The organism is Kitasatospora sp. NPDC004272 (assembly GCF_053603035.1).
The window spans coordinates 1-23,802 of record NZ_JBSGET010000073.1 but is presented as its reverse complement, the minus strand read 5'-3'; the positions used below and the strand labels follow the sequence as shown (position 1 = coordinate 23,802).

Sequence of the window (23,802 nt, the reverse complement as noted above, 5' to 3'; positions counted from 1 at the left end):
CGTCAGCCGAACGTCCACTTCTGCGCGCCGGTGCCGTTGCAGGTCCACAGCTGCAGGTGGGTGCCGTCGGCGGCGGAGCCGTTGGGGGAGTCCAGGCACTTGCCGGAGCCGGGGTTCTGCAGGTCGTTGCCGGAGCGGTGGACCCACTGCTGGGCGCTGGTGCCGTTGCAGGTGTAGAGCTGGATGGCGGCGCCGTCGTCGTGCGAGGCGGCGGCGACGTCCAGGCACTTGCCGAGGGCGCGGACGGTGCCGTCGGTGCCCACCGTCCACTGCTGGGCGGCGCTGCCGGTGCAGTTGTGCAGCTGGATCGGGGTGCTGTCGGCGCTGGAGCCGCCCGCCACGTCCACGCACATGCCGCCGGGGCCGGTGATCCGCCCGGTGTAGCTGCCGCCGGTGCTGCCGCCCCAGGTGGTGGTGTGGACGTAGTCGACGGTCATGGTCTGCGGGTAGGTCGAGGAGCCGTCGGGGCTGCCGGGCCAGTCGCCGCCGACCGCGAGGTTGAGGATCACGAAGAACGGGTGGTCGAACACCCAGCGGTTGCCGCCCAGGTCGGCGGGGGTGCGGGTCTGGTAGGCGGTGCCGTCCACGGACCAGGTGATGGCGGTGGGGCTCCAGTCGACCGCGAAGGTGTGGAAGGCGTCGGCGAAGGACTGCCCGGCGGGCAGGCTGTACGGGGCGCCGATGCCGGCCGCGCCGGAGTAGCCGGGGCCGTGGATGGTGCCGTGCACGGTGCCGGGCTCGCGGCCGATGTTCTCCATGATGTCGAGCTCGCCGCTGGTGGGCCAGCCGACGGTGCCGAGGTCGTTGCCGAGCATCCAGAACGCGGGCCAGATGCCCTGCCCGCGCGGGATCTTGATCCGGGACTCGAAGTGCCCGTACGCCTGGCTGAAGGTGCGGGAGGTGTTCAGCCGGGCCGAGGTGTACTGGCAGGTGCCGTACCAGCAGGACAGGCCGGGGTCGGTGCTGCGCTTGGCGGTGATCACCAGGTGGCCCTGGCCGTCCAGCGCGGCGTTCGCGGCGCCCGCCGTGTAGTACTGCAGCTCGTGGTTGCCGTTGCCCGAACCGCCGGTCTCCATCGTCCACTTGGCGGGGTCGACGGCGGAGCCGGCCGGTCCGTCGAAGTCGTCGTTCCAGGTGCCGGCGGCCACCGGTGCGGCGGCGAGCGGGGTGGCGGCGGTGCCCGCGGTGGAGGTGGAGCCGAACGGGGCGGCGGTCATCAGGGCGGTGGCGAGCAGGAGCACGAATCCGCCGAGGGGCCAACGGCGCGTGCGTGGGGCAGCAGCCATGGAGGAATCCTTTGCTTGAGAGCGCTCTCTTCGGCGGGGCGCCTCCGCCGGTGGATCTGAATGGTACGGACCCGATATCGGCATGGCAATGTCAAAGAACGGCTGATTTTTCGGACCTTTGGCCGCAACTCGCCTTCAGTTCTTGGCGGCTGATGCCGGATCGGCCGCCCGGGGCTTGTGAGAGCGCTCTCTCGGTGGTGGGGCGACCCGGTTCGACGTGCACTGGGCGGCGGGCCGGAGGGCATGTAAGGTAACCCTTGCCTAACTAATCGGGGTGGCGGGGCGAGGGCGGGAGACACGTGGTGGCCGAACTGGGCGCGCGAACCTCGGACCGGGGGCCGGACCTGCTGTCCTGCCTGGCGGGTCTGCGGGCCCACCGGGGCGCGACGGTGGTGCTGAAGTTCGGCGGGAACGCCATGGTGGACCGGGAGTTGAAGGAGTCCTTCGCCCGTTCCGCGGTGCTGCTGCGCTACGCCGGGCTGCGGCCCGTGGTGGTGCACGGCGGCGGCCCGCAGATCGACGCGCACCTGCGCCGGATCGGCCTGCGGGCCCCCTTCGCGGGCGGGCTGCGGGTGACCACGCCCGAAGTGGCGGACGAGGTCCGGATGGTGCTGGCCGGGCAGGTGCAGCGCGAACTCGTCGGCCTGATCAACGCGCACGGCCCGTTCGCGGTCGGCCTGACCGGCGAGGACGCGGGCACCCTGGCCGCCGTCAAGCGCTGGGGCCGGGCGGACGGGCGGCGGGTCGACCTCGGCCGGGTCGGCGAGGTCGCCGAGGTGCGCACCGGACTGCTGACGGCACTGCTCGCAGACGGCCGGATCCCGGTGCTGTCCTCGATCGCGCCCGCCGCCGACCGCTCCGACGGCGCCGTCTACAACGTGAACGCCGACACGGCCGCCGCCGCGGTGGCCGGTGCGCTCGGCGCCGACTCCCTGCTGATGCTCACCGACGTGCCCGGCCTGTACCGGAGTTGGCCGCCGCAGGGCCCGCCGGTCGAGCACCTGGACGCGGACGGACTGGCCCGGATGCTGCCCGCCCTGGCCGGCGGCATGGCGCCCAAGGCGGCGGCCTGCCTGGCGGCGCTGCGCGCCGGGGTCGGCGAGGTGCGGATGCTGGACGGGCGGGTGCCCGGCGCGGTGCTGCGCGCGTTCGGCCCGGACGCGCCCGGGACCCGGGTGGTGGCGGGTGCGGCTTCCGGTGGCCCGGCTTCCGGGGGTGCGGCTTCCGGGGGTGCGGCTTCCGGGGGTGCGGTCTCCGGCGGTGTGGCCTCTGGCGGTCCGGTGGGCGAGGGCGCGCTGCTCGCCCTCCGGTAGTGCGTCCGGGGGTGGACCGTCCGGCCGTTCGGGCCGCTGCTCCGGGCGCGGTCCGGCTCGTCGTGCCAAAGGCGCTGGCCGCAGTGCGGGCTGAACTTGACTCAGCTGCCCGCGATGAGAGAAGTTAGGTAAGCCTTACCAAAGTAAATGGGGGCGCGGGCCTGCCCGTCCCTGCCGCACCGGTACCCGGAAGAGGGAAAGGACGCGCATGTCGCTGGAGAACGAGGCGGTCCGCACGGACGGGGACGCCGACGACCTGATCGGCATCGGCTTCGGCCCCGCCAACCTCGCCCTCGCGATCGCGGTCGACGACCACAACCGGGCCGGCGCCGAACCCCCGCTGCGGGTCAACTTCCTGGAGCGCCAAGAGGGTTTCGGCTGGCACCGGGGCATGCTGCTGGACGGCGCGACCATGCAGGTGTCCTTCCTGAAGGACCTGGTCACCCAGCGCGACCCGCGCAGCCGCTTCACCTTCCTGACCTACCTCCAGGAACACGGCCGGCTCGCCGACTTCATCAACCTGAAGACCTTCTACCCGACCCGGCTGGAGTTCCACGACTACTTCGAGTGGTGCGCCGCCGAGTTCGCCGACCGGGTCGGCTACGGCCGCACCGTCACCGGCATCCACCCGGTCACCGGCCCCGACGGCCGGACCGAACGGGTCGAGGTGGTCTCCGAGGCGCTCGGCGGCGGCGCCCGGCAGGTGCGCGCGGCCCGCAACATCGCGATCGGCACCGGGCTCACCCCCCGGCTGCCCGAAGGCGTCCGGACCGGCCCGCACCTCTGGCACACCAGCGAACTACTGCTGCGCGCACCCGAGTTGGCGCAGCAGCCGCTGCGGTACCGGCGGATCGCGGTGGTCGGCGCCGGCCAGTCCGCCGCCGAGGCCGTCGAGTACCTGCACCGCACCTTCCCCGGGGCGGAGATCTGCGCCGTCCTCTCCCGGTACGGCTACAGCCCCGCCGACGACAGCCCGTTCGCGAACCGGATCTTCGACCCGGCCGCCGTGGACGAGTTCCACGCCGCCCCCGAGGCCGCCAGGCAGACCCTGCTGACCCAGCACGCCAACACCAACTACTCAGTCGTGGACGGCGAGTTGATCGAGGCGCTGTACCGCACCGCCTACCAGGAGAAGGTCGCCGGACAGGAGCGCCTGCGGGTCCTGAACGCCACCCGGCTGACCGCCGCCGAAGAGGTCGCCGACGGGGCCCGGGCACACGTCCGCTCGCTCACCACCGGCCGCGAACAGGTGCTGGAGTGCGACGCGGTGGTGCTCGCCACCGGCTACACCCACCTCGACCCGCGCCGGCTGCTCGGCGAGCGGCTCGCCGCCGCCTGCCGCACCGACGGACAGGGCCGGCTGCGGGTCGACCGGGACCACCGGGTGCTCACCGACGAGAGCCTCGACGTCGGCCTCTACCTGCAGGGCGGCACCGAGCACACCCACGGCATCACCTCCTCGCTGCTGTCCACGCTGGCCGTGCGCTCCGGCGAGATCCGCGACTCGATGCTGCTGCGCCGGACCGCCCGCGAGCTGCGGGCCCGGGTCGCCATCGGCTGACCGGCCACCGGCCGACCGACCGCCCCCTCACGAACGGATCCACCGACATGACCGCCGCCCCCGGCTTCGACCCCGACACGCTGCGCGCCGAGATCGCCGAACTGCTCGGCGAGCGCCCCGAGGACGTCCGCGACGAGGACGACCTGCGCGACCTCGGCCTGGACTCGATGCGGGTGATGCACCTGGTCGAGACCTGGCGGGCGCGCGGCGCCCGGGTCGAGTTCGCCGACCTGGCCGACCTCGGCACCGCGCCCACCCTGCTCGCCTGGTCCGCGTACCTGAACCGGGCCTGATCCGGGCTTGATTCGGGCCTGAACCGGGTCCGAACCGGGCCCGGCCGATCCTGACCGGCCCCCGCCCGGGCCCGAACTCCCCCCGCCGCAACGACCCACGGAGAACCATGAACACCCGCGCCCTGACCTCCCGCACCGCCAGAGCGTTCGCCGCGGCCGCCGCCGTCGCGCTCGCCGCCACGGCCTGCGGCTCCAGCGGCGACAGCGAGGACGCCGCCCCGGCCGCCTCCGGCGCCGTCAACACCGGCGGCCCCGTCACCGTCGAGGCCAGCAACGGCAAGATCACCGTCCCGGCCGGGGTGCAGCGGATCGTCAGCGTCTCCTACGCCACCGGCGCACTGCTCGACCTCGGCGTGCAGCCCGTCGGCACCAGCACCATCGACGAGAACAACCCGATGGAGCTGCTGCCCGCGCAGACCGAGGCCGCGAAGAAGATCGAGCCGATCGGCTCCGGCATCGAGATCAACATCGAGAAGGTCGCCTCGCTGCGCCCCGACCTGATCATCGTCGAGGGCGCCACCGCCTTCGACTGGGGCGTCAGCAAGCTCGAAGGCATCGCCCCGACCCTGTACTTCGGCATCGACAAGCCCGTCGACCTGCTGAACGCCCAGGAGAAGATCGCCACCGCGGTCGGCAAGCAGGCGGAGTTCGCGAAGCTCAAGTCCGACTACGAGACCAAGGCCGCCAAGATCAAGGCCGACTACGCGGACCAGCTCAACTCCACCAAGTGGACCATCGCCTCCTCCTACGGCGGCGGCGAGTTCCTGGTCGACACCGCGACCTCCTGGGTCGGCCGGGTGCTCGCCGACGCGGGCGCGCAGTTCTCCCAGGCGTCCGCCGACACCACCGACCACGAGGTCACCTACTCGGTGGAGAAGCTCGACGTGCTCGCCGACGCCGACGTCATCCTGATCCCGAGGACGGCGGCCACCGGCGAGGTGCCGCAGGACACCAAGGACCTGGACAAGCAGCCGTCCTGGCAGAACCTCAAGGCGGTCAAGGCCGGCAAGGTCGTCCCGCTGACGTACGCCACCACCGACCGGTACGGCACCTCCATCGACGTGCTCGACCAGATCGAGACCGTCCTCAAGGGCCGGTAGGCCCACCCCCGTCGGGCGGACCGCAGCGGCAGCGGTCCGCCCGACGCACCTCCGAACCCGTTTTTCGCACCACACCGCGGCCCGCGCCCACTCCGGGCCCGGCGGCCGCCGACACCGGGAAGGGCCGGACCATGGCTGGCACCACGACCACGCAGGCCGAGCACGGCGAGCGGCAGGAGCTGACGGCGGCCCAGGCCGGCGTCCTGGCCGCGCAACGGATCGACCCCGGCAGCCCCGCCCACAACGTCGGCCAGTACGTCCGGATCGACGGCCCGCTCCGGCCCGAACTGCTCGAAGCCGCGCTCGCCCGCACCCTCGCCGAGGCCGACGGCCTGCACCTGACGGTGCACCCGAACGGCGAAAGTGCCAGCAACCACCGCTTCGAACCCGGCAGTTGGACGCTCGCCCGGCTCGACACCCGCGGCGCCACCGACCCCGAACGGGCCGCCGTCGACCTGGTGCGCGAGCAGCTCGCCCGCCCCGCCGACCTCTCCGGCGACCCCCTGCACGGCGCCCTGCTGGTCCGCACCGGGCCGGAGCGCCACCTGTGGTTCCAGTGGTTCCACCACCTGGTGATCGACGGCTACGGCGTCGCCCTGTTCACCCGCCGGGTCGCCGAGGCGTACACCGCGCTCGCCGCCGGAGCCGACGTCCCGGACAGCCCGCTGCGCCCCGCCGCCGTCCTGCGCGAAGCCGAACGCGCCTACCTGGACGGCGAGTCGGCCGCCGCCGACGCCCGCTGGTGGCAGCAGCGGTACGCCGACCGCCCGCAGGTCCGCTCGCTCACCGAGCAGCAGGCCGCCGCCGCCCCCGCCGCGCTCCGCCACCGGATCACCCTCGACGCCGCCCGCACCGCCCCCGTGCTCGCCGCCGCCAAGGCCGCCCGCACCACCTGGGCCGAGGCCGCGCACGCCGCCCTCGCTGCCTACCTGCACCGGATGACCGGCACCGCCGACCCCGTCCTCGGCATGCACCTGATGGCCCGCACCGCCCCCGGCACCCCGCGGGTGGTCGGCATGGCCGTCAACATCCTGCCGCTGCGGCTGGCCGTCGACCCCGCCGACGGCTTCGACACCCTGCTGCGCCGCTCCGCCGCCGAACTCAAGGACGTCCGCCGCCACCAGTTGCACCGCGGCGAGGAACTGCGCCGCGCCCTCGGCCTGGTCGGCACCGACGAACGGCTGTACGGCCCGCTGCTTAACATCAAGCCCTTCGACCTCGACCTGGACTTCGCCGGCAGCCCCGGCCACACCGTCAACCTCGCCGCCGGACCGGTCGAGGACCTCTCGCTGTCCGTCGCCAAGACCCCCGACCACCGCCTGCAGTTGGAGTTCGACGCCAACCCGCGCCTGTACACCGAGGCCGAACTCGCCCTGCACGCCCACCGGTTCACCACGCTGCTGGAACGGCTCGCCGCCGAGCCGGACCGCCCGCTCGGCGAACTCGACCTGCTGGCCGAGCAGGAGCGCGCGGACGTGCTGGAGCGGTGGAACGCCACCGGGCACGACGTCCCGCCCGGCACCCTGGTCGACCGGATCGCCGACCGGGCCGCCCGCACCCCGGACGCGGTGGCGGTCGCCGCCCCGGACGGCGAGCTGACGTACCGTCAACTCTGGCAGCGGGCAGGCGAACTGGCCCGCGAGCTGGCAGCCGGCGGGGCCGGGCCGGACACCGTGGTCGCCGTCGCCGTGCCGCGCTCCACCGCGCTGATGGTCGCCCTGCTCGGCGTGCTGCGGGCCGGCGCCGCCTACCTGCCGCTGGACACCGACCACCCGGCCGAACGCCTCGCCGGCATGATCGAGGACGCCGACCCGGTCCGCGTCCTCACCGTCGGCGCGGTCCTGGACCGGCTGCCGGAGCGGGCCGCCGCCCGCGTCCTGCTGCTCGACGGCCCGCGGGCGGACCGGACGCGGGCGGACCGGGCGGCGCACGCCGAGCCGGTGCCCGCCGGGCCCGACCACGCCGCGTACGTCATCTTCACCTCCGGCTCCACCGGCCGCCCCAAGGGCGTCCCGGTCACCCACCGGGCCATCGTCAACCGCCTGGAGTGGATGCAGCACCAGTACCGGCTCACCGCCGCCGACCGCGTCCTGCAGAAGACCCCCGCCGGGTTCGACGTCTCCGTCTGGGAGTTCTTCTGGGCCCTGTGCGAAGGCGCCACCGTCGTCCTCGCCCGCCCCGACGGCCACCGGGAACCCGGCTACCTCGCCGACCTGATCGCCCAACAGGCCGTCACCGCAATGCACTTCGTCCCCTCCATGCTGCGCGCCTTCCTGGAGGAACCCGACCTCGGCACCCGCTGCACCACCCTGCGGCACGCCTTCTGCTCCGGCGAGGCCCTCCCCGCCGACACCGTCGACCGCTGGCACACCGCCCTCCCCGGCGTCCCGCTGCACAACCTGTACGGCCCCACCGAGGCCGCCGTCGACGTCACCCACCACACCACGGCCCCCGGCGCGGGCACCGTCCCGATCGGCCGACCCGTCTGGAACACCCGGCTGTACGTGCTGGACGCCGCGCTGCGGCCCTGCCCGGTCGGCGTGCCCGGCGAACTCTACTTGGCGGGCGTCCAGTTGGCCCGCGGCTACCTCGGCCGCCCCGGCCTGACCGCGAGCCGCTTCGTCGCCGACCCGTACGGCGGACCCGGCGAGCGGATGTACCGCACCGGCGACCTGGTCCGCCACCGGCCGGACGGCGCGGTGGAGTACCTGGGCCGCACCGACGACCAGGTGAAGATCCGCGGCTTCCGGATCGAACTCGGCGAGGTCGAGGCCGCCCTCGCCGCGCTCCCCGGGGTGGCCCAGGCGGCGGTGGCGGTGCACCGGATCGGCAGCGGCGCGGCCCAACTGGTCGGGTACGCGGCCCCGCCGCCCGCCGACCCGCAGGCGCTGCGCGACCGGCTGGCGCTCACCCTGCCCGAGTACTTCGTCCCCGCCGTGATCGTCGGCCTGGACACCCTGCCGCTGTCCGTCAACGGCAAGCTCGACCGCAAGGCGCTGCCCGCGCCGACCCCCGGAGCGGCGGGCGCGGGAGCACCGCGCACCGACACCGAACGCATCCTGGCCGCGCTGGTCGCCGAAGTCCTCGGCCTGCCGGTCGAACAGGTCGGCGCGGACGACAACTTCTTCTCGCTCGGCGGCGACTCCATCTCCGCCATCCAACTCGCCAGCCGGGCCCGGCACGCCGGACTCGCCCTCACCCCGCGCACCGTCTTCGACCGGCGCACCGTCGCCCGGATCGCCGGCACGGTCACCCCCGCCGAGACGGCCGCCCCCACCCCCGCCGTCGACCGCGACGGCCCGCTTCCCCCCACCCCCATCACCGAGTGGCTCCGCCACCAGGGCGGCCCGATCGGCCGCTTCGCCCAGTCCACCACCCTCACCGTCCCGGCCGGCCTCGACCTGCCGCGACTGGTCGCCGCGCTCGACACGCTCACCGAGCACCACGACGCGCTGCGGCTGCGGCTGCACGTGGGGGGTGTCGACGGGGGCGCGCCGTCGGGCCCGGAGGGTGTCGCGCCGTGGACGCTGGAGGTGCGGCCGGTCGGGGCGGCGCCGGCCGCCGCACGGGTGCGGCACCTGCGGGTCGCCGCCGGGGAGCTGGCGGCAGCGGCGGAGGTCGAGCGGGAGGCGGCGGCGGGACGGCTGGATCCCGCGCGCGGCGTGGTGCTGCAGGCCGTGCACCTGGACGCGGGGGCCGAGCAGGACGGGTTGCTGGTGCTGGTGGTGCACCACCTGGCCGTGGACGGGGTGTCCTGGCGGATCCTGCTGCCGGACCTGCGGGCCGCGTACGAGGGGCAGCCGCTCGCGCCGGTGCCGACCTCGCTGCGGGCCTGGGCGCACGGGCTGGCCGAGGCCGCCGCGAGCCCGGCCGTACGGGCCGAACTCCCTTACTGGCGCGCGCAGTCGGCGCTGCCGCGGGTGCCGCTGCTGGCCGAGCCGCCGCTCGACCCGGGCCGGGACACCGCGGCCCGCACCCGCCGGCTGCGGCTCACCCTGCCCGCCGCGCGCACCGGGCCGCTGCTGACCACCGTCCCGGCCGCCCGCCGGGCCGGGGTGGACCACGTGCTGCTGGCCGGGCTCGCGCTCGCGGTCCGGGAGCGCCGCCGCGCCCTGCACGGGGCGGCCGCCGCCGACGGGCTGCTGCTGCGGCTGGAGGGCCACGGCCGGGAGGACCAGCTGGTGCCCGGGGCGGACACCTCGCGCACCGTCGGCTGGCTGACCAGCGAGTTCCCGCTGCACCTGGACCTGGCCGAACTGGCGGAGCCGGGCGCCGCGCTGTCCGGGGTGAAGGAGCGGCTGCGGGCGCTGCCGAACGCGGGCACCGGCTGGGGCCTGCTGCGCCACCCGGACACCGCCGGGGTGCTGGCGGACGCGCCCGAACCCCCGCTGCTGTTCAACTACCTGGGGCGGTTCGAGGCCGGCGGCGAGCCCTGGACGCCCGCCCCCGGCGCGGGCGACGCGATCACCGCCACCACCGACCCGGAGCGGCCCTGCGGGCACGCACTGGAGATCGGCGCGTTCGTCCACGAGCGGGCCGAAGGACCCGAGCTGACCGTCCAACTGACGTGGCCCGAAGCGCTGTTCGGCGAATCGGAGATCCGCGAACTGGCCGCCGAGTGGTTCGACCGGCTGGACGGACTGGTCCGCTGGGCGGCCCGCCCGGACGCCGCCGCGCTCACCCCGTCCGACGTGCCGCTGGCCGCCGTGACCCAGCCCGACCTGGACGCCCTGGCGGTCCGCCACCCGGGCCTGGAGGAGGTGCTGCCGCTCTCCCCGCTCCAGGAGGGCCTGCTGTTCCACGACCGGATGCTGCCGCCCGGCGACGACGCCACCTACACCTCGCTGACCTCGCTCGACCTGCACGGCCCGCTGGACCGCGCCGCCCTCGCGCACGCGGTGGACACCGCGGTGGGGCGGCACGGCGCGCTGCGCGCCGCCTTCACCCTGACCGCCGCCGGGGAGCCCGTGCAGGCCCTCGTCCCCGGGGTCCGCGTCCCGTGGAGCACCCACGACCTGTCCGGGCTCGACGAGCGGCGGCAGGCCGCCGAGACCGCCCGGATCGAGGACGCCGAGGCCGCCCGCCGCTTCGACCTGGCCCGGCCGCCGCTGGTGCGCTGCGCGCTGCTGGTGCTCGGCCCCGAACGGCACCGGCTGCTGCTGACCCGGCACCACATCGTGATGGACGGCTGGTCCACGCCGGTGCTGCTGCGCGAGGTGCTCGCCGTCCACGAGGGCGCCGCGCTGCCCGCCGCGCCGCGCTGGGCCGACCACCTGGCCCACCTCGCCGCCCGCGACACCGCCGCCGACACCGCCGCCTGGCGCGACGCGCTGGCCGGACTGGACGGCCCGACCCTGCTGGCCGACGCCGACCGCAATGAACCACCGCAGACCGCGCGGGAGTTGGAGCTCCCGATCCCCGCCGGGACGGCCGCCGCGCTCACCGCCACCGCGCGCCGCCACGGCCTGACCCTGAACACCCTGGTGCAGGGCGCCTGGGCGATCCTGCTGGGCCGGCTCACCGGCCGCACCGACGTGGTGTTCGGTGCCACCGTCTCCGGCCGCCCCGGCGAACTCCCGGGCGTGGAAGCCGCCGTGGGCCTGTTCAGCAACACCGTCCCGGTCCGCTTCACCCTCGACGAGGACGAGCCGGCCGCCGCCGCGCTGGCCCGGCTCCAGCAGGCGCAGTCCGCGCTGCTCGACCACCAGTACCTCGGCCTGGCCCAGATCCAGGCCGCCGCCGGACACGGCACCCTGTTCGACACCCTGCTGGTGTTCGAGAACTACCCCGTGCAGCCCGGCGAGTTGACCTCCGGAGCGCTGCGGGTCGGGGCGATCGGCAACCGCGGCGCCACCCACTACCCGCTGACCGTGCTCACCCTGCCCGGCGAGCACCCGCAACTCACCGTCGAGTACCGCCCCGACGCCTTCACCCCCGCCCGGGCCGCCGCCGTCGGCGCCCGGCTGCTGCGCCTGCTCACCGCGATCGCCGCCGAACCCGACACCCCCGTCGGCCGGTTGGACGTCCTGACCGCCGAGGAGCGGCACACCGTGCTGGCCGGCTGGAACGCCACCGACCGCCCGGTGCCGCCCGGCACCGTGGTCGACGCCTTCCGCGCCACCGCCGCCGCCCACCCCGGGCGGACCGCCGTCGTCCACGGGGACCAGCGGCTGACGTTCGGCCGGCTCGCCGAGCGGGTCGAGGCGTACGCCCGGCACCTGGCCGCGCTCGGCGCCCGCCCGGACACCGTGGTCGCGCTCGCCCTGCCGCGCTCCGCCGACCTGGTCGCCGCCCTGCTCGGCGTGCTCGCCGCCGGCGCCGCCTACCTGCCGGTCGACCTCGACCACCCGGACGAGCGGATCGCCCTGATGCTCGCCGACGCCACCCCGCTGCTCACCCTCACCACCGCCGAACTCGCCGCCGAACGGCCCGTGCTGGCCGGGGCGGAACTCGGCGCCGTCCCGCTCGCCGCGCTCGGGTCGCCGGCGGCCGAGCCCGTCCGCCCCGAGCCCGTCCGCCCCGAGCCCGTCCGCCCCGAGCCCGGGCACCTCGCGTACGTCATCCACACCTCCGGCTCCACCGGCCGCCCCAAGGGCGTCCAGGTGACGCACGGGGGCCTGGCCAACCTGCTGGAGCACCACGGCGGCACCGTCTTCGGCCGGGCCGCGGCCGCCGCCGGCGGGCGCGTCCTGCGGGCCGCGCACACCGCCTCGTTCTCCTTCGACTCCTCCTGGGAGCAGCTGCTCTGGCTGCTGCTCGGCCACGAACTGCACGTCTACGGCGAGGAGTTGCGCCGCGACCCGCAGGCCCTCGCGGCCCGGCTGCTGGCCGACCGGATCGACACCCTGGACGTCACGCCCTCCTTCGGCGCCCAGCTCGTCGAGTGGGGCCTGCTGGACGACCCGGCGCACCGCCCGCTGCTGTTCCTGGTCGGCGGCGAGGCCGTCGGCGACACCCTGTGGCAGCGGATCCGGGACACCCCCGGCGTGCTCGGCCACAACTTCTACGGCCCCACCGAGTACACCGTCGACACCCTCGGCGCCGACCTTGCCGACAGCCCCGCCCCGTTCGTCGGCCGCCCGATCGGCAACACCCGCGCCTACGTGCTGGACGCCCGGCTGCGGCCCGTCCCGCCCGGCACGCCCGGCGAACTGTACGTGGCCGGGCCCGGGTTGGCCCGCGGCTACGGCAACCGGCCCGGCCTGACCGCGAGCCGCTTCGTCGCCGACCCGTACGGCCCGCCCGGGGAGCGGATGTACCGCACCGGCGACCTGGTCCGGCACCGCCCCGACGGCAGCCTGGACTACCTGGGCCGGGAGGACGACCAGGTGAAGATCCGCGGCTTCCGGGTCGAACCCGGCGAGGCCGAGGCCGCGCTCGCCGCGCTGCCCGGCGTCGCGCAGGCCGCCGTCGTGGTCCGGCCCGCCCCCGGCGGCGCCAAGCGCCTGGTCGGCTACCTGGTCGCCGCCCCCGGCGCGGACGCCGACCCCGCCGCCCTGCGCAAGGCGCTCGGCGAGGCACTGCCCGAGTACCTCGTCCCGGCCGCGCTGGTCGTGCTGCCCGCGCTGCCGCTGAACGTCAACGGCAAGCTCGACCGGCAGGCCCTGCCCGAACCCGGCGCCGACGCGTACCCCGCGCCCGCCGGGGCCGCCCCGCGCACCGAGCGGGAGGAACTGGTGTGCCGGGCGTACGCCGAGGTGCTCGGCCTGCCCGCGGTCGGCGTCGACGAGGACTTCTTCGCGCTCGGCGGCCACTCGCTGCTCGCCACCCGGCTGGTCGGCCGGCTGCGCGCCGCGCTCGGCACCGAGGTCGCCATCCGCACCCTGTTCGAGACCCGCACCCCCGCCGCGTTCGCCGCCCGCCTCGACGAGGCCGCGGGCCCGGACGCCGCGACCGGCCCGCAGGACGCCGACCGGCCCGCCGCCCGCCCGCGCCCCGAGCTGCTCCCGCTCGCCCCCGCGCAGGCCCGGCTCTGGTTCCTGGACCGCCTGCAGGGCCCGTCCACCGCCTACACCATCCCGTGCGCGCTGCGGATCGACGGCGAACTCGACCCCGAGGCGCTGCGGTCGGCCTTCGGCGACGTGCTGGCCCGGCACGAGGCGCTGCGCACCGTCTGCGCCGAGCGGGACGGCCGCCCGTACCAGCGGATCCTCACCCCGGCCGAGGCCGGAGTGCCGTTCGAGCTGCGCGAGGTGGCCGGCCACCGGCTGGACGTCGAGACCGCCACCGCCGGGGCGCACGTGTTCGACCTGACCGGGGAGATCCCGGTGCGCGCCGTCCTGCTCAGCGCCGGGCCGCGCCGCCACGTGCTGAGCGTCGCCCTGCACCACATCGCGGCCGACGAGTGGTCCGAGGGCGTGCTGCTGCGCGACCTGGACGCCGCCTACGCCGCCCGCCGGGCCGGGCGCACGCCCGAACTCCCGCCGCTGCCGCTCCAGTTCGCCGACCACACGCTGTGGCAGGCGGAACGCCCGCTGGCGGCGCAGTCCGCCTACTGGGCCGAGCGGCTGGCCGCTCTGCCCGCCGAACTCGCGCTGCCCGCCGACCGCCCCCGCCCCGCCGAGGCCAGCGGCCGCGGCGGCGCCGTCCGGCTCGCCCTCCCCGACGAACTGCGGGACGCCCTGGCCGAGTTCACCCGTAGCAGCGGCACCACCCCGTTCATGGTGGTGCAGGCCGCCGCCGCCCTGCTGCTCGGCCGGCTCGCCGGCACCGCCGATGTCGCCCTCGGCGCACCCGTCGCCGGACGCGGCGAACCGGACCTCGAACAGCTGGTCGGCTTCTTCGTCAACACCCTGGTGCTCCGCCACGACCTGGGCGGCGAACCGGCGTTCGCCGAACTGGTCGACCGGGCGAAGGAGACCGTGCTCGGCGCGCTCGCCCACCAGGACCTGCCGTTCGACCGGCTGGTCGAACTGGTCAACCCGGAACGGACCCTGGGCCGGCACCCGCTGTTCCAGGTGATGGTGCAGTACCGCAAGGAGGCCGGCGGCCTGGACCACCTGCTCGGCGCCCGCACCGCCCTGCTGCCCGACCCCGTGCACGCCGCCCGCTTCGACCTGGCGTTCACCTTCGTGGAGTCCGCCGACGGCACCCGCACCGACCTGACCGTCATCCACGCCGAGGACCTCTTCGACCGGGCCACCGCCCGCCTGTACGGCGCCCGACTGCTGCACGTCCTGGAACGGGCCCTCGCCGACCCCGGACAGCCGATCGCCCGGATCGAACCCGTCTCCGCCGAGGAGGCGCGCGGCCTGGCCGGCGCCTGGAACGCCACCGAGATCCCCGTCCGCGAAGGCACCCTGGTCAGCCGGATCGCCGAACGCGTCGCCGCCACCCCGGACGCGGTCGCCGTCGACTACCAGGGCGATGAACTGACCTACCGTCAACTCTGGTCGAAGGCCGGTGGGTTGGCCGCCGAACTGACGGCCCGCGGCGCCGGGCCGGACGCCGTGGTCGGCGTCGCCGTGCCGCGTTCCGCCGAACTGATGGTCGCCCTGCTCGGGGTGCTGCGCTCCGGCGCCGCCTACCTGCCGCTGGACACCGAGTACCCGGCCGAACGCCTCGCCGGCATGGTCGAGGACGCCCGCCCGGTCTGCGTCCTCACCCCGCCCGGCGCGCCCGCCCCCTGGGCGGTGGACGGCGTCCCGGTGCTGCCCGTCGACACCGCCGGCCCCGAGGAGGCCGAGGACGCGGCGAGTACCGGGCCCGGGCCCGGGCCCGACCACGCCGCGTACGTCATCTTCACCTCCGGCTCCACCGGCCGCCCCAAGGGCGTCCTGGTCACCCACCGGGCCATCGTCAACCGCCTGGAGTGGATGCGCGAGATGTACGCGATCGGCGCCGCCGACCGCGTCCTGCAGAAGACCCCGGCCGGGTTCGACGTCTCGGTCTGGGAGTTCTTCCTCCCGCTGACCGTCGGCGCCCGCGTCGTCCTGGCCCGCCCCGGCGCCCACCGCGACCCCGCCGAACTCGCCGCCCTGGCCGCCCGCGCCGCCGTCACCACCTGCCACTTCGTGCCGTCCATGCTCGCCGCGTTCACCGCCGCCGCCGAGGACGACGACACGCTGCGCCGCCGGTTCGCCACCGTGCGAAGGGTGTTCTGCTCCGGCGAAGCACTGCCCGCCGCCACCGTCGACCGCTTCCTGGCCCGGTGGCCGCAGATCGAACTGCACAACCTGTACGGCCCCACCGAGGCCGCCGTCGACGTCACCCACCACCGGGCCTGGGCCGGCGCGGGCACCGTCCCGATCGGCCGACCCGCCTGGAACACCCGGCTGCACGTGCTGGACGCCGCACTGCGGCCCTGCCCGGTCGGCGTGCCCGGCGAACTCTACTTGGCGGGCGTCCAGTTGGCCCGCGGCTACCTCGGCCGCCCCGGCCTGACCGCGAGCCGCTTCGTCGCCGACCCGTACGGCGGACCCGGCGAGCGGATGTACCGCACCGGCGACCTGGTCCGCCACCGGATCGACGGCAGCGTCGAGTACCTGGGCCGCACCGACGACCAGGTGAAGATCCGCGGCTTCCGGATCGAACTCGGCGAGGTCGAGGCCGCCCTCGCCGCACTCCCCGGGGTGGCCCAGGCGGCGGTCACGGTACGGCAGACCGCCGGCGGAACGAAGCAGCTGGTCGGGTACGTGGTGCCCGCCGCGGGCTCCGGCACCACCGGGGCCGCCGCTCGGGCCGCGCTGGCCGCCACCCTGCCCGACCACCTGGTCCCCGCCGTGGTGGTCGAACTCGCCGCCCTGCCGCTGTCCGTCAACGGCAAGCTCGACCGCAAGGCGCTCCCCGCGCCCGACCGGCACCCGGCCGCCCCCGACCACCGGCCCACCACGACCGTCCCCGCCCAGCGCGGCCCCTCCGCCTTCGCGCGGGTGTTCGCCGAGGTGCTGGGGCTGCCCGAGGTGGGGGAGGAGGAGAACTTCTTCGCGCTGGGGGGCGACAGCATCGTGTCGCTGCAGCTGGTGAGCCGGGCGAAGGCGGCCGGGTTGGCGATCACGACGAAGGACGTCTTCCAGCACCCGACCCCCGCCGCGCTCACCGCCGCGTTCGGCGGCGGGGCCCCCGGCGCAAGCGCCCCCGCCCTCACCGCGCCGGTGCCGAACGCCCCCGTCGAAGGGCCGGTGCCGCTGCTCCCCGTCGTGCACTGGCTGCGCGAACGCGGCGGCGGCGTACGGCGGTTCAACCAGTCCGTGCTGCTCACCGTCCCCGGCGGGCTCGGCGAGCGGCCGCTGCGGGAGGCGCTCGCCGCCCTGGTCGAGGCCCACCCCGCGCTGCGCACCCGGCTGGACGACACCGACGGCCTGTGGACCCAGGAGACCCTGCCGCCCAGCGCCGATCCCGCCCTGCTGCGCCGCGTCCCCGTCCCCGGCGGCCCCACGGCCGAGCAGCTCACCGCCGGGGCCGACCGCGCCGCCGACGCCCTCGACCCCGCCGCCGGACGGATGCTGCGCGCCGTCTGGTTCGACGCGGGCGAGCAGGCCGAGGGACGGCTGCTGCTCACCGTCCACCACCTCGCCGTGGACGGCGTCTCCTGGCGGATCCTGCTCCCGCGCCTGGCCGCCGCCCACCGTGACGCCGCCGCCGGACGCCGACCCGCCCTCGCCCCCGAACCCGTCGCCCTCCGCGACTGGGCCGCCCACCTGCACGCCCACGCCCAGCAGCGCACCCGCCTCGCCGAGGCCGGCTACTGGCGCACCGCGCTCACCGGCCCGCCCGGCCAGCTCGCCGACCTCGCCGCCGACCCGGCCCGCGACACCCACGCCACCCTGCGCACCCTGCGCCGCACCCTGCCCGCCGACCGCACCGCCCGACTGCTCGCCGCCGCCGCGGCGACCGCTGCTGACGGCACCGGCACCGGCACCGGCACCGGCACTGACGAACTGCTGCTCGCCGGACTCGTCCTCGGCCTGGCCCGCACCCGGCCCGACGCCGCGCCCGCGCTGCAGGTCGACCTGGAGGGCCACGGCCGCGGCGGCCACCCCGGCCACGCGCCCGACCTGTCCGGCACCGTCGGCTGGTTCACCACCGTCCACCCCGTCCGCCTCGACCTCGGTGGAATCGACCTCGCCGCCGCCCCGGACGTCCTGGCCCGGGTCCAGGAGCAGCTGCGGGCCGCCCCCGACAAGGGACTCGGCCACGGCCTGCTGCGCCACCTCAACCCGCAGACCGCCCCGCTGCTGGCCGCCGCGCCGCCGTCCCCGGTGCTGTTCAACTACCGGGGCCGCACCGACCAGGCGGGCCCCGCGCTCGGCGGCTGGCCGTTCGCCCCGGCCGCCGAGCGCGCGGCCGTCGCCGCCGGAGCCGGACCCGACCCGGCCGCGCCCGTGGCCCACCCGCTGGAGGTGGACGCCGTGATCGCCGCCGACCGGGACGGGCGGCCCGAACTCGCGGTCGAACTCGGCTGGCCGCAGGCCCTGGTGACGGACGCCGAAGCGGCTCTGATCGCGGACGCCTGGCTCGACGCGCTGGACGACCTCGCGACCGCCGGCCCCGCCGCCGCTGTCGGCTCCGCAGCCGCAGCCGCAGCCGTGGCCCCGGCCGGCCCGCCGCTGGTCGCCCTCAAGCAGGCCCAACTCGACAAGCTGGAAGCCAAGTTGCGCGGACGGCGGCGCCGATGACCACCCCGCGCGCCGTCCCGCCCGAAACCGCAGCCCGCCCCGAAGCGCCCACCCGCCCCGAAGCCACCGACCGCCCCGAAGCCACCGACCGCACCGACCCCAGGACTGAGAACACCGCGATGAACGACTCCGCCACCCCGCACGACGACCCGCAGGCGACCAGCCCGGCCCCGTCGGACCTGGAGGACGTGTACCCGCTGTCCTCGCTCCAGGAGGGCCTGCTGTTCCACGCGCTCTACGACGACGAGGCCCGGGACGTGTACGTCGTGCAGGCCCACCTCGACCTGGCCGGCCCGGTCGAGCCGTCGCGGCTGGCCGCCGCCGTGGACGCGCTGCTGGTCCGGCACGCCAACCTGCGGGCCGGGTTCTGGTACGAGGACCCGCAGGACGTCCTGCAGTTCGTCCAGCGCACCGTCGAAACCCCGCTGCGCACCGTCGACCTGACGAGTGGTCAGGAAGCGGACGTGCAGCGGGAGATGGACGCGGACTGGCGGCGCCCGTTCGAACTGGACGCGCCGCCGCTGCTGCGCTTCGCCCTGCTGCGGCTGGCCGCCGACCGGCACCGGCTGGTGCTGACCTGCCACCACCTGCTGCTGGACGGCTGGTCGATGCCGATCGTGGTGCGCGAACTGCTCGCGCTGTACCGCGGCGAGAGCCTGCCGCCGGTGCGCCCCTACCGCGACCACCTCGCCCTGCTGGCCACCCGCGACACCGCCGCCGCCGAGCGCGCCTGGGCCGCCGCCCTCGCCGGGTTCGACACCCCGCACCCCGTCGCGCCCGGCACGGCCGGGACGCCCGCCGTCGAGCCGGTCCTGCTCACCCGGCAGGCCGGGCCCGAGCTGACCGCCCGGCTGACCGCCGCCGTCCGCGGCCGGGGCCTGACCCTCGGCAACGTCGCGCACACGCTGTGGGGCGTGCTGCTCGGCGCGCTCACCGGCCGCACCGACACCGTGTTCGGCACCACCGTCTCCGGCCGCCCCGCCGACCTGCCGGGCGCCGAGTCGATGGTCGGCCTGTTCATCAACACCGTCCCCGTCCGGGTCAACCCCGCCCCCGGCGCCACCCTCGCCACGGCCGCCGCCGAAGTCCAGTCCGCACAAGCCGAGTTGATGGAGCATCAGCACCTCGGCCTGGCCGCGATCCAGCGCGCGGCGGGCACCGGCGGGACGCTGTTCGACACCCTGCTGGTGCTGGAGAACTACCGGGGCGGCGGCGAGCAGCTGGAGACCGCGCTGGACGCCGCCGGCGGCGACGGCCCGACCGTCACCGCGCTCGGTGCCCGCGACGCCACCCACTACCCGCTCGGCCTGACCCTGCTGCCCGGCGAGGACCTGCGCCTCGAACTCGAATACCGCCCCGACGCGTTCGACGCCGCGCGGGCCGCCACCGTCCTGGAGCGCTTCCTCGGCCTGGCCGAGGCGTTCGCCGCCGACCCCGACACCCCGCTGGCCCGCCTCGACCTGCTCACCGCCGCCGAACGCGCCGCCCGACCCGCCACCACCACCGGCCCGGCCCTGCCCGCCGTCCCGCCGCCCGGCGTCGACGACCTGCTGCGCGCCCGCGCCGCCGAGAGCCCCGCCGTCCGCGCCCTGGTCGGCCCCGCCCTCGACGGCACCCGCACCGAGCGCAGCTACGCCGAACTCGACGCCGACACCGACGCGTTGGCCCGCCTGCTGCTGGCCCGCGGCCTGCGCGCCGAACGGATCTGCGCGCTCGCCCTGCCCCGCTCCACCGAGGCCGTCACCGCCCTGCTCGCCGTCCTGCGGGCCGGCGGCGGCTACCTGCCACTCGACCTCGACCACCCCGACGAGCGGCTCGCCCTGCTGCTGGACGACGCCCGCCCCGCCGTGCTGCTCACCACCCGCGCCGTGCTGGCCCGGCTGCCCGCACACCCCGCCGGCACCGTCGTGCTGCTCGACGACCCGGCCGTGCGCGCCGAACTCGCCGCCCCCGGCGAGCCGGTGCGCCTGCCCGTGCACCCCGGGCAGGCCGCGTACGTCATCCACACCTCCGGCTCCACCGGCCGCCCCAAGGGCGTCGTGCTCACCCACGCGGGCCTGGCCAACCTCGTCCACGACCACCTCACCCGCGAGTTCGCCACCGCGCTGAGCGCCGCCGGCACCCAACGCCTGCGCGCCCTGCACACCGCCTCGTTCTCCTTCGACTCCTCCTGGGAGCAGCTGATCTGGCTGCTCGGCGGCCACGAACTGCACCTGCTCGGCGAGGACGACCGCCGGGACGCCGAAGCGGTCGTCGCCTACACCCGGGCCGAACGCATCCACGCCCTGGACGTCACCCCCAGCTACGCCCGCCAACTCCTCGACAGCGGGCTGCTGTCGGGCGCGCACCGCCCGCCGGTGCTGCTGCTCGGTGGTGAGGCACTGCCCGAGGCGCTGTGGACCGAACTGCGGGCCGAACTGGCCGCCGTACCCACCGGCACCGTGCTCAACTACTACGGCCCCACCGAGTTCACCGTGGACGCGCTGGTCGCCGACCTCGCCGACACCCCCGACCCGGCCGTCGGCCGCCCGCTCACCGGCGGCCGCGCCCACGTGCTGGACGCCCTGCTGCGGCCCGTCCCGGACGGCGCGCCGGGCGAACTGTACCTGGCGGGCGTGCAGTTGGCCCGCGGCTACCTGAACCGCCCCGGCCTGACCGCGGGCCGCTTCGTCGCCGACCCGTTCGGCGAACCCGGCACCCGGATGTACCGCACCGGCGACCTGGTGCGCCGCCGCCCCGATGGCACCCTCGACTACCTGGGCCGGGCCGACGGCCAGGTCAAGATCCGCGGCCACCGGATCGAACTCGGCGAGATCGAGGCCGAGTTGGCCGCACACCCGGCCGTCGCGCACAGCGCGGTGCTGGTCCGGCGCGGCCCGGTGGACCGGATCGTCGCCTACCTGGTGCCCGCCGTCCCGGGCGCACTGGACACCGCCGCCGTGCGGGAGGCGCTCGCCGCCCGGCTGCCCGGGTACATGGTGCCCTCCGCCTTCGCCGTCCTGGACGCCCTCCCGCTGACCGTCAACGGCAAGCTCGACCGGGCCGCCCTCCCCGACGACGCCCTCGACTACGCGGGCGCGACCGGCTCGCGCACCGCCGAGACCGCCACCGAACGCCTGCTGTGCGCCCTGTACGCCGAAGTCCTCGGGCTGCCCGAGGACGCCGCGCTCGGCGCCGAGGACGACTTCTTCCGGCTCGGCGGCGACTCCATCTCCTCCATCCGGCTGATCGGTGCCGCCCGCGCCGAGGGCCTCGCGCTCAGCCCCCGCGACGTCTTCGAGCGGCGCACCCCCGCCGCCCTCGCCGCGCTCGCCGACACCCGCGGGGCCGCCCCCGCCCGGCCCCCGCTGCCCGAACTGCCCGCCGCCACCGCGGCCGAACTCGCCGCCGTCCGGGCCGCCGCCCCGCACCTGGAGATCGAGGAGGTCTGGCCGGTCTCCCCGCTCCAGGAGGGCCTGCTGTTCGAGGCCGACTACGACGACGGCGCCGTGGACGTCTACACCGCCCGCGACGTCATCACCCTCGACCGCCGCGTCCCGCTGCCCGCCCTGCGCGCCGCCGTCGCCGCCGTCCTGGACGCCCACCCCAACCTGCGGGCCGGCTTCCTGCAGACCGGCCCCGAGCGGCCCGTCCAGTTCGTGCCGCGCGCCGTCGACGTCCCGCTCACCGAGACCGACCTGTCCGACCTCACCGAAGCGGAATTCGCCGACCGACTCGACGAGTTGAAGGCGCAGCAGGCCGCCACCCGGTTCGACCCGGCCGCGCCGCCGCTGCTGCGCCTGGTCTCGGTGCTCGCCCCCGGCGGCGGGCAGCGGATCCTGGTCACCAACCACGCCCTGCTGTGGGACGGCTGGTCCTCCGGCCTGTTCCTGCAGGAACTACTGAGCCGCTGCGCGGGCCTGCCCGCCCCCGAACCCGGCCTGCCCTACCGGGAGTTCCTGCGCTGGCTGGCCGCCCGCGACGCCGAACGGGGCGCCACGGCCTGGCGCGAGGCACTGGCCGGACTGGACGGGCCCACCCTGCTCGCCCCGCAGGCCCGCGAGCGCGCCGGACTGCTGCCGCACTCCGTCACCGCCCGGCTGAGCACCGAACTCACCACCCGGGTCACCGAGTTCACCCGCACCCACGGACTCACCCTGAACACCGTGCTGTCCGGCGCCTGGGCGCTGCTGCTGGCCGGGCTCACCAACCGGCAGGACGTGGTGTTCGGCGCCACCGTCTCCGGTCGCCCCGCCGAACTGCCCGGCATCGACGCCACCATCGGCATGTTCCTCAACACCGTCCCGGTCCGGGCCGCCCTGGACGGCGGCGAGGGCGTCGCCGCCTTCCTCGCCCGCCACCAGGCCGAACAGGCCGCCCTGCTGCCGCACCACCAGACCGGCCTCGGCACCATCCAGCGCGGCACCGGCCTCGGCCGGCTCTTCGACACCCTCCAGGTGCTCCGCAACACCCCCGCCGACGCCGCCACCCGCGCCGACCTGCGCGAACGCCTCGGCGTCCGCGAGGTCGAGGACGTCGACGCCGCGCACTTCCCGCTGGTCTTCATCACCAACCCCGGCGCGGCGCTGACCTTCGAGTGGAAGTACCGCCCCGACGTCTTCGACCGCACCGAGGTCGAACGGCACGCCCAACGCCTGATCCAGCTGCTCGACCAGCTCACCGCCGACCCCGACCGCCCCGTCCGCAGCCTGGACGTGCTGACGGCGGGGGAGCGGGTGTTGTTGGGTGAGTGGGCTTCGACGGGGCGGGAGTTGCCGTCGGCGTCGGTGGCGGAGCTGTTGGCGGAGCGGGCGGTTTCGGTGCCGGAGGAGACGGCGTTGGTGTTCGGTGCGCAGTCCTGGTCGTACGCGGAGCTGGATGCGCGGGTGGACCGGTTGGCGCGGTTGTTCGCGGCGCGGGGGGCGGGGCCGGAGTCGGTGGTGGCGCTGGGGTTGCCGCGTTCGTTGGACATGGTGGCGGCGCTGTTCGCCGTGCTGCGGGCGGGTGCGGCGTATCTGCCGCTCGAACTCGACTATCCGGCCGACCGGTTGGCGTTCATGGTGGAGGACACCGCCCCCGTCGTCCTGGTCACCGACTCCGCCACCGCCGCCCTGCTGCCCGCCCACCCCGGCACCGTCCTGCTCGACGACCCCTCCGTCCGGGCCGAACTCGCCGCCTTTCCCGCCGAGCCCTACCGGGTGCCCTACGAGCCGGACGCGGCGGCGTACGTGATCTTCACCTCCGGTTCGACGGGTCGGCCGAAGGGGGTGGTGACGCCCTACCGCGGTCTGACCAACATGCAGTTGAACCACCGGGAGGCGATCTTCGACCCGGTGGTGGCCTCGGCCGGCGGCCGTCGGCTGCGGATCGCGCACACCGTCTCGTTCTCCTTCGACATGTCGTGGGAGGAGCTGCTCTGGCTGGTCGAGGGCCACGAGGTGCACGTCCTGGACGAAGCGCTGCGCCGCGACGCCCAGGGCCTGGCCGACTACTGCGCCAAGCACGCCGTCGACGTCGTCAACGTCACCCCGTCCTACGCCCAGGCCCTGCTGGAGTGCGGCCTGTTGGACGAGGGGCGGCACCGTCCGGTGCTGGTGCTGCTGGGCGGTGAGGCGGTCGCGGAGACGCTGTGGACGCGGCTGCGCGAGACGCC

7 protein-coding genes are annotated in these 23,802 nt (G+C 75.8%); 6 read left to right on the top strand and 1 reads right to left on the bottom strand.

Translation table 11 applies throughout. The features are described from left to right. Positions 1-2: 2 nt before the first annotated feature. Positions 3-1,286 (bottom strand): ricin-type beta-trefoil lectin domain protein, encoded by a 1,284-nt coding sequence (locus tag ACWEO5_RS22370; RefSeq protein ID WP_452164055.1) that lies wholly within the window; start codon positions 1,284-1,286, stop codon positions 3-5. 302 nt (positions 1,287-1,588) lie between these two features. Here ACWEO5_RS22370 and argB point away from each other — a divergent pair, with 302 nt between their 5' ends. From argB to ACWEO5_RS22340, 6 genes are all read left to right on the top strand, one after another. Next, positions 1,589-2,599: an acetylglutamate kinase gene (argB, locus tag ACWEO5_RS22365; protein WP_452164054.1), complete on the top strand. Its 1,011-nt coding sequence runs from the start codon at positions 1,589-1,591 to the stop codon at positions 2,597-2,599. A gap of 208 nt (positions 2,600-2,807) precedes the next feature. Further along, a complete protein-coding gene (locus ACWEO5_RS22360) occupies positions 2,808-4,160 on the top strand; it encodes a lysine N(6)-hydroxylase/L-ornithine N(5)-oxygenase family protein (RefSeq protein ID WP_344555928.1) in 1,353 nt (450 codons plus the stop codon). A gap of 47 nt (positions 4,161-4,207) precedes the next feature. Continuing rightward, the gene (locus ACWEO5_RS22355) at positions 4,208-4,453 is read left to right on the top strand and encodes a phosphopantetheine-binding protein (RefSeq protein ID WP_452164053.1); all 246 of its coding nucleotides are present in this window, start codon (positions 4,208-4,210) and stop codon (positions 4,451-4,453) included. Between the two features lie 107 nt (positions 4,454-4,560). Further along, on the top strand, positions 4,561-5,553 hold the full coding sequence (locus tag ACWEO5_RS22350) for an ABC transporter substrate-binding protein (protein ID WP_452164052.1): 993 nt from the start codon (positions 4,561-4,563) through the stop codon (positions 5,551-5,553). A 131-nt stretch (positions 5,554-5,684) separates the two neighbouring features. After that, positions 5,685-18,170, top strand: coding sequence for an amino acid adenylation domain-containing protein (locus ACWEO5_RS22345; RefSeq protein ID WP_452164051.1), 12,486 nt, complete (start codon positions 5,685-5,687; stop codon positions 18,168-18,170). Continuing rightward, a partial coding sequence (locus ACWEO5_RS22340) for an amino acid adenylation domain-containing protein (RefSeq protein ID WP_452164050.1) occupies positions 18,167-23,802 on the top strand: 5,636 nt, incomplete at its 3' end. The genes ACWEO5_RS22345 and ACWEO5_RS22340, both read left to right, overlap by 4 nt.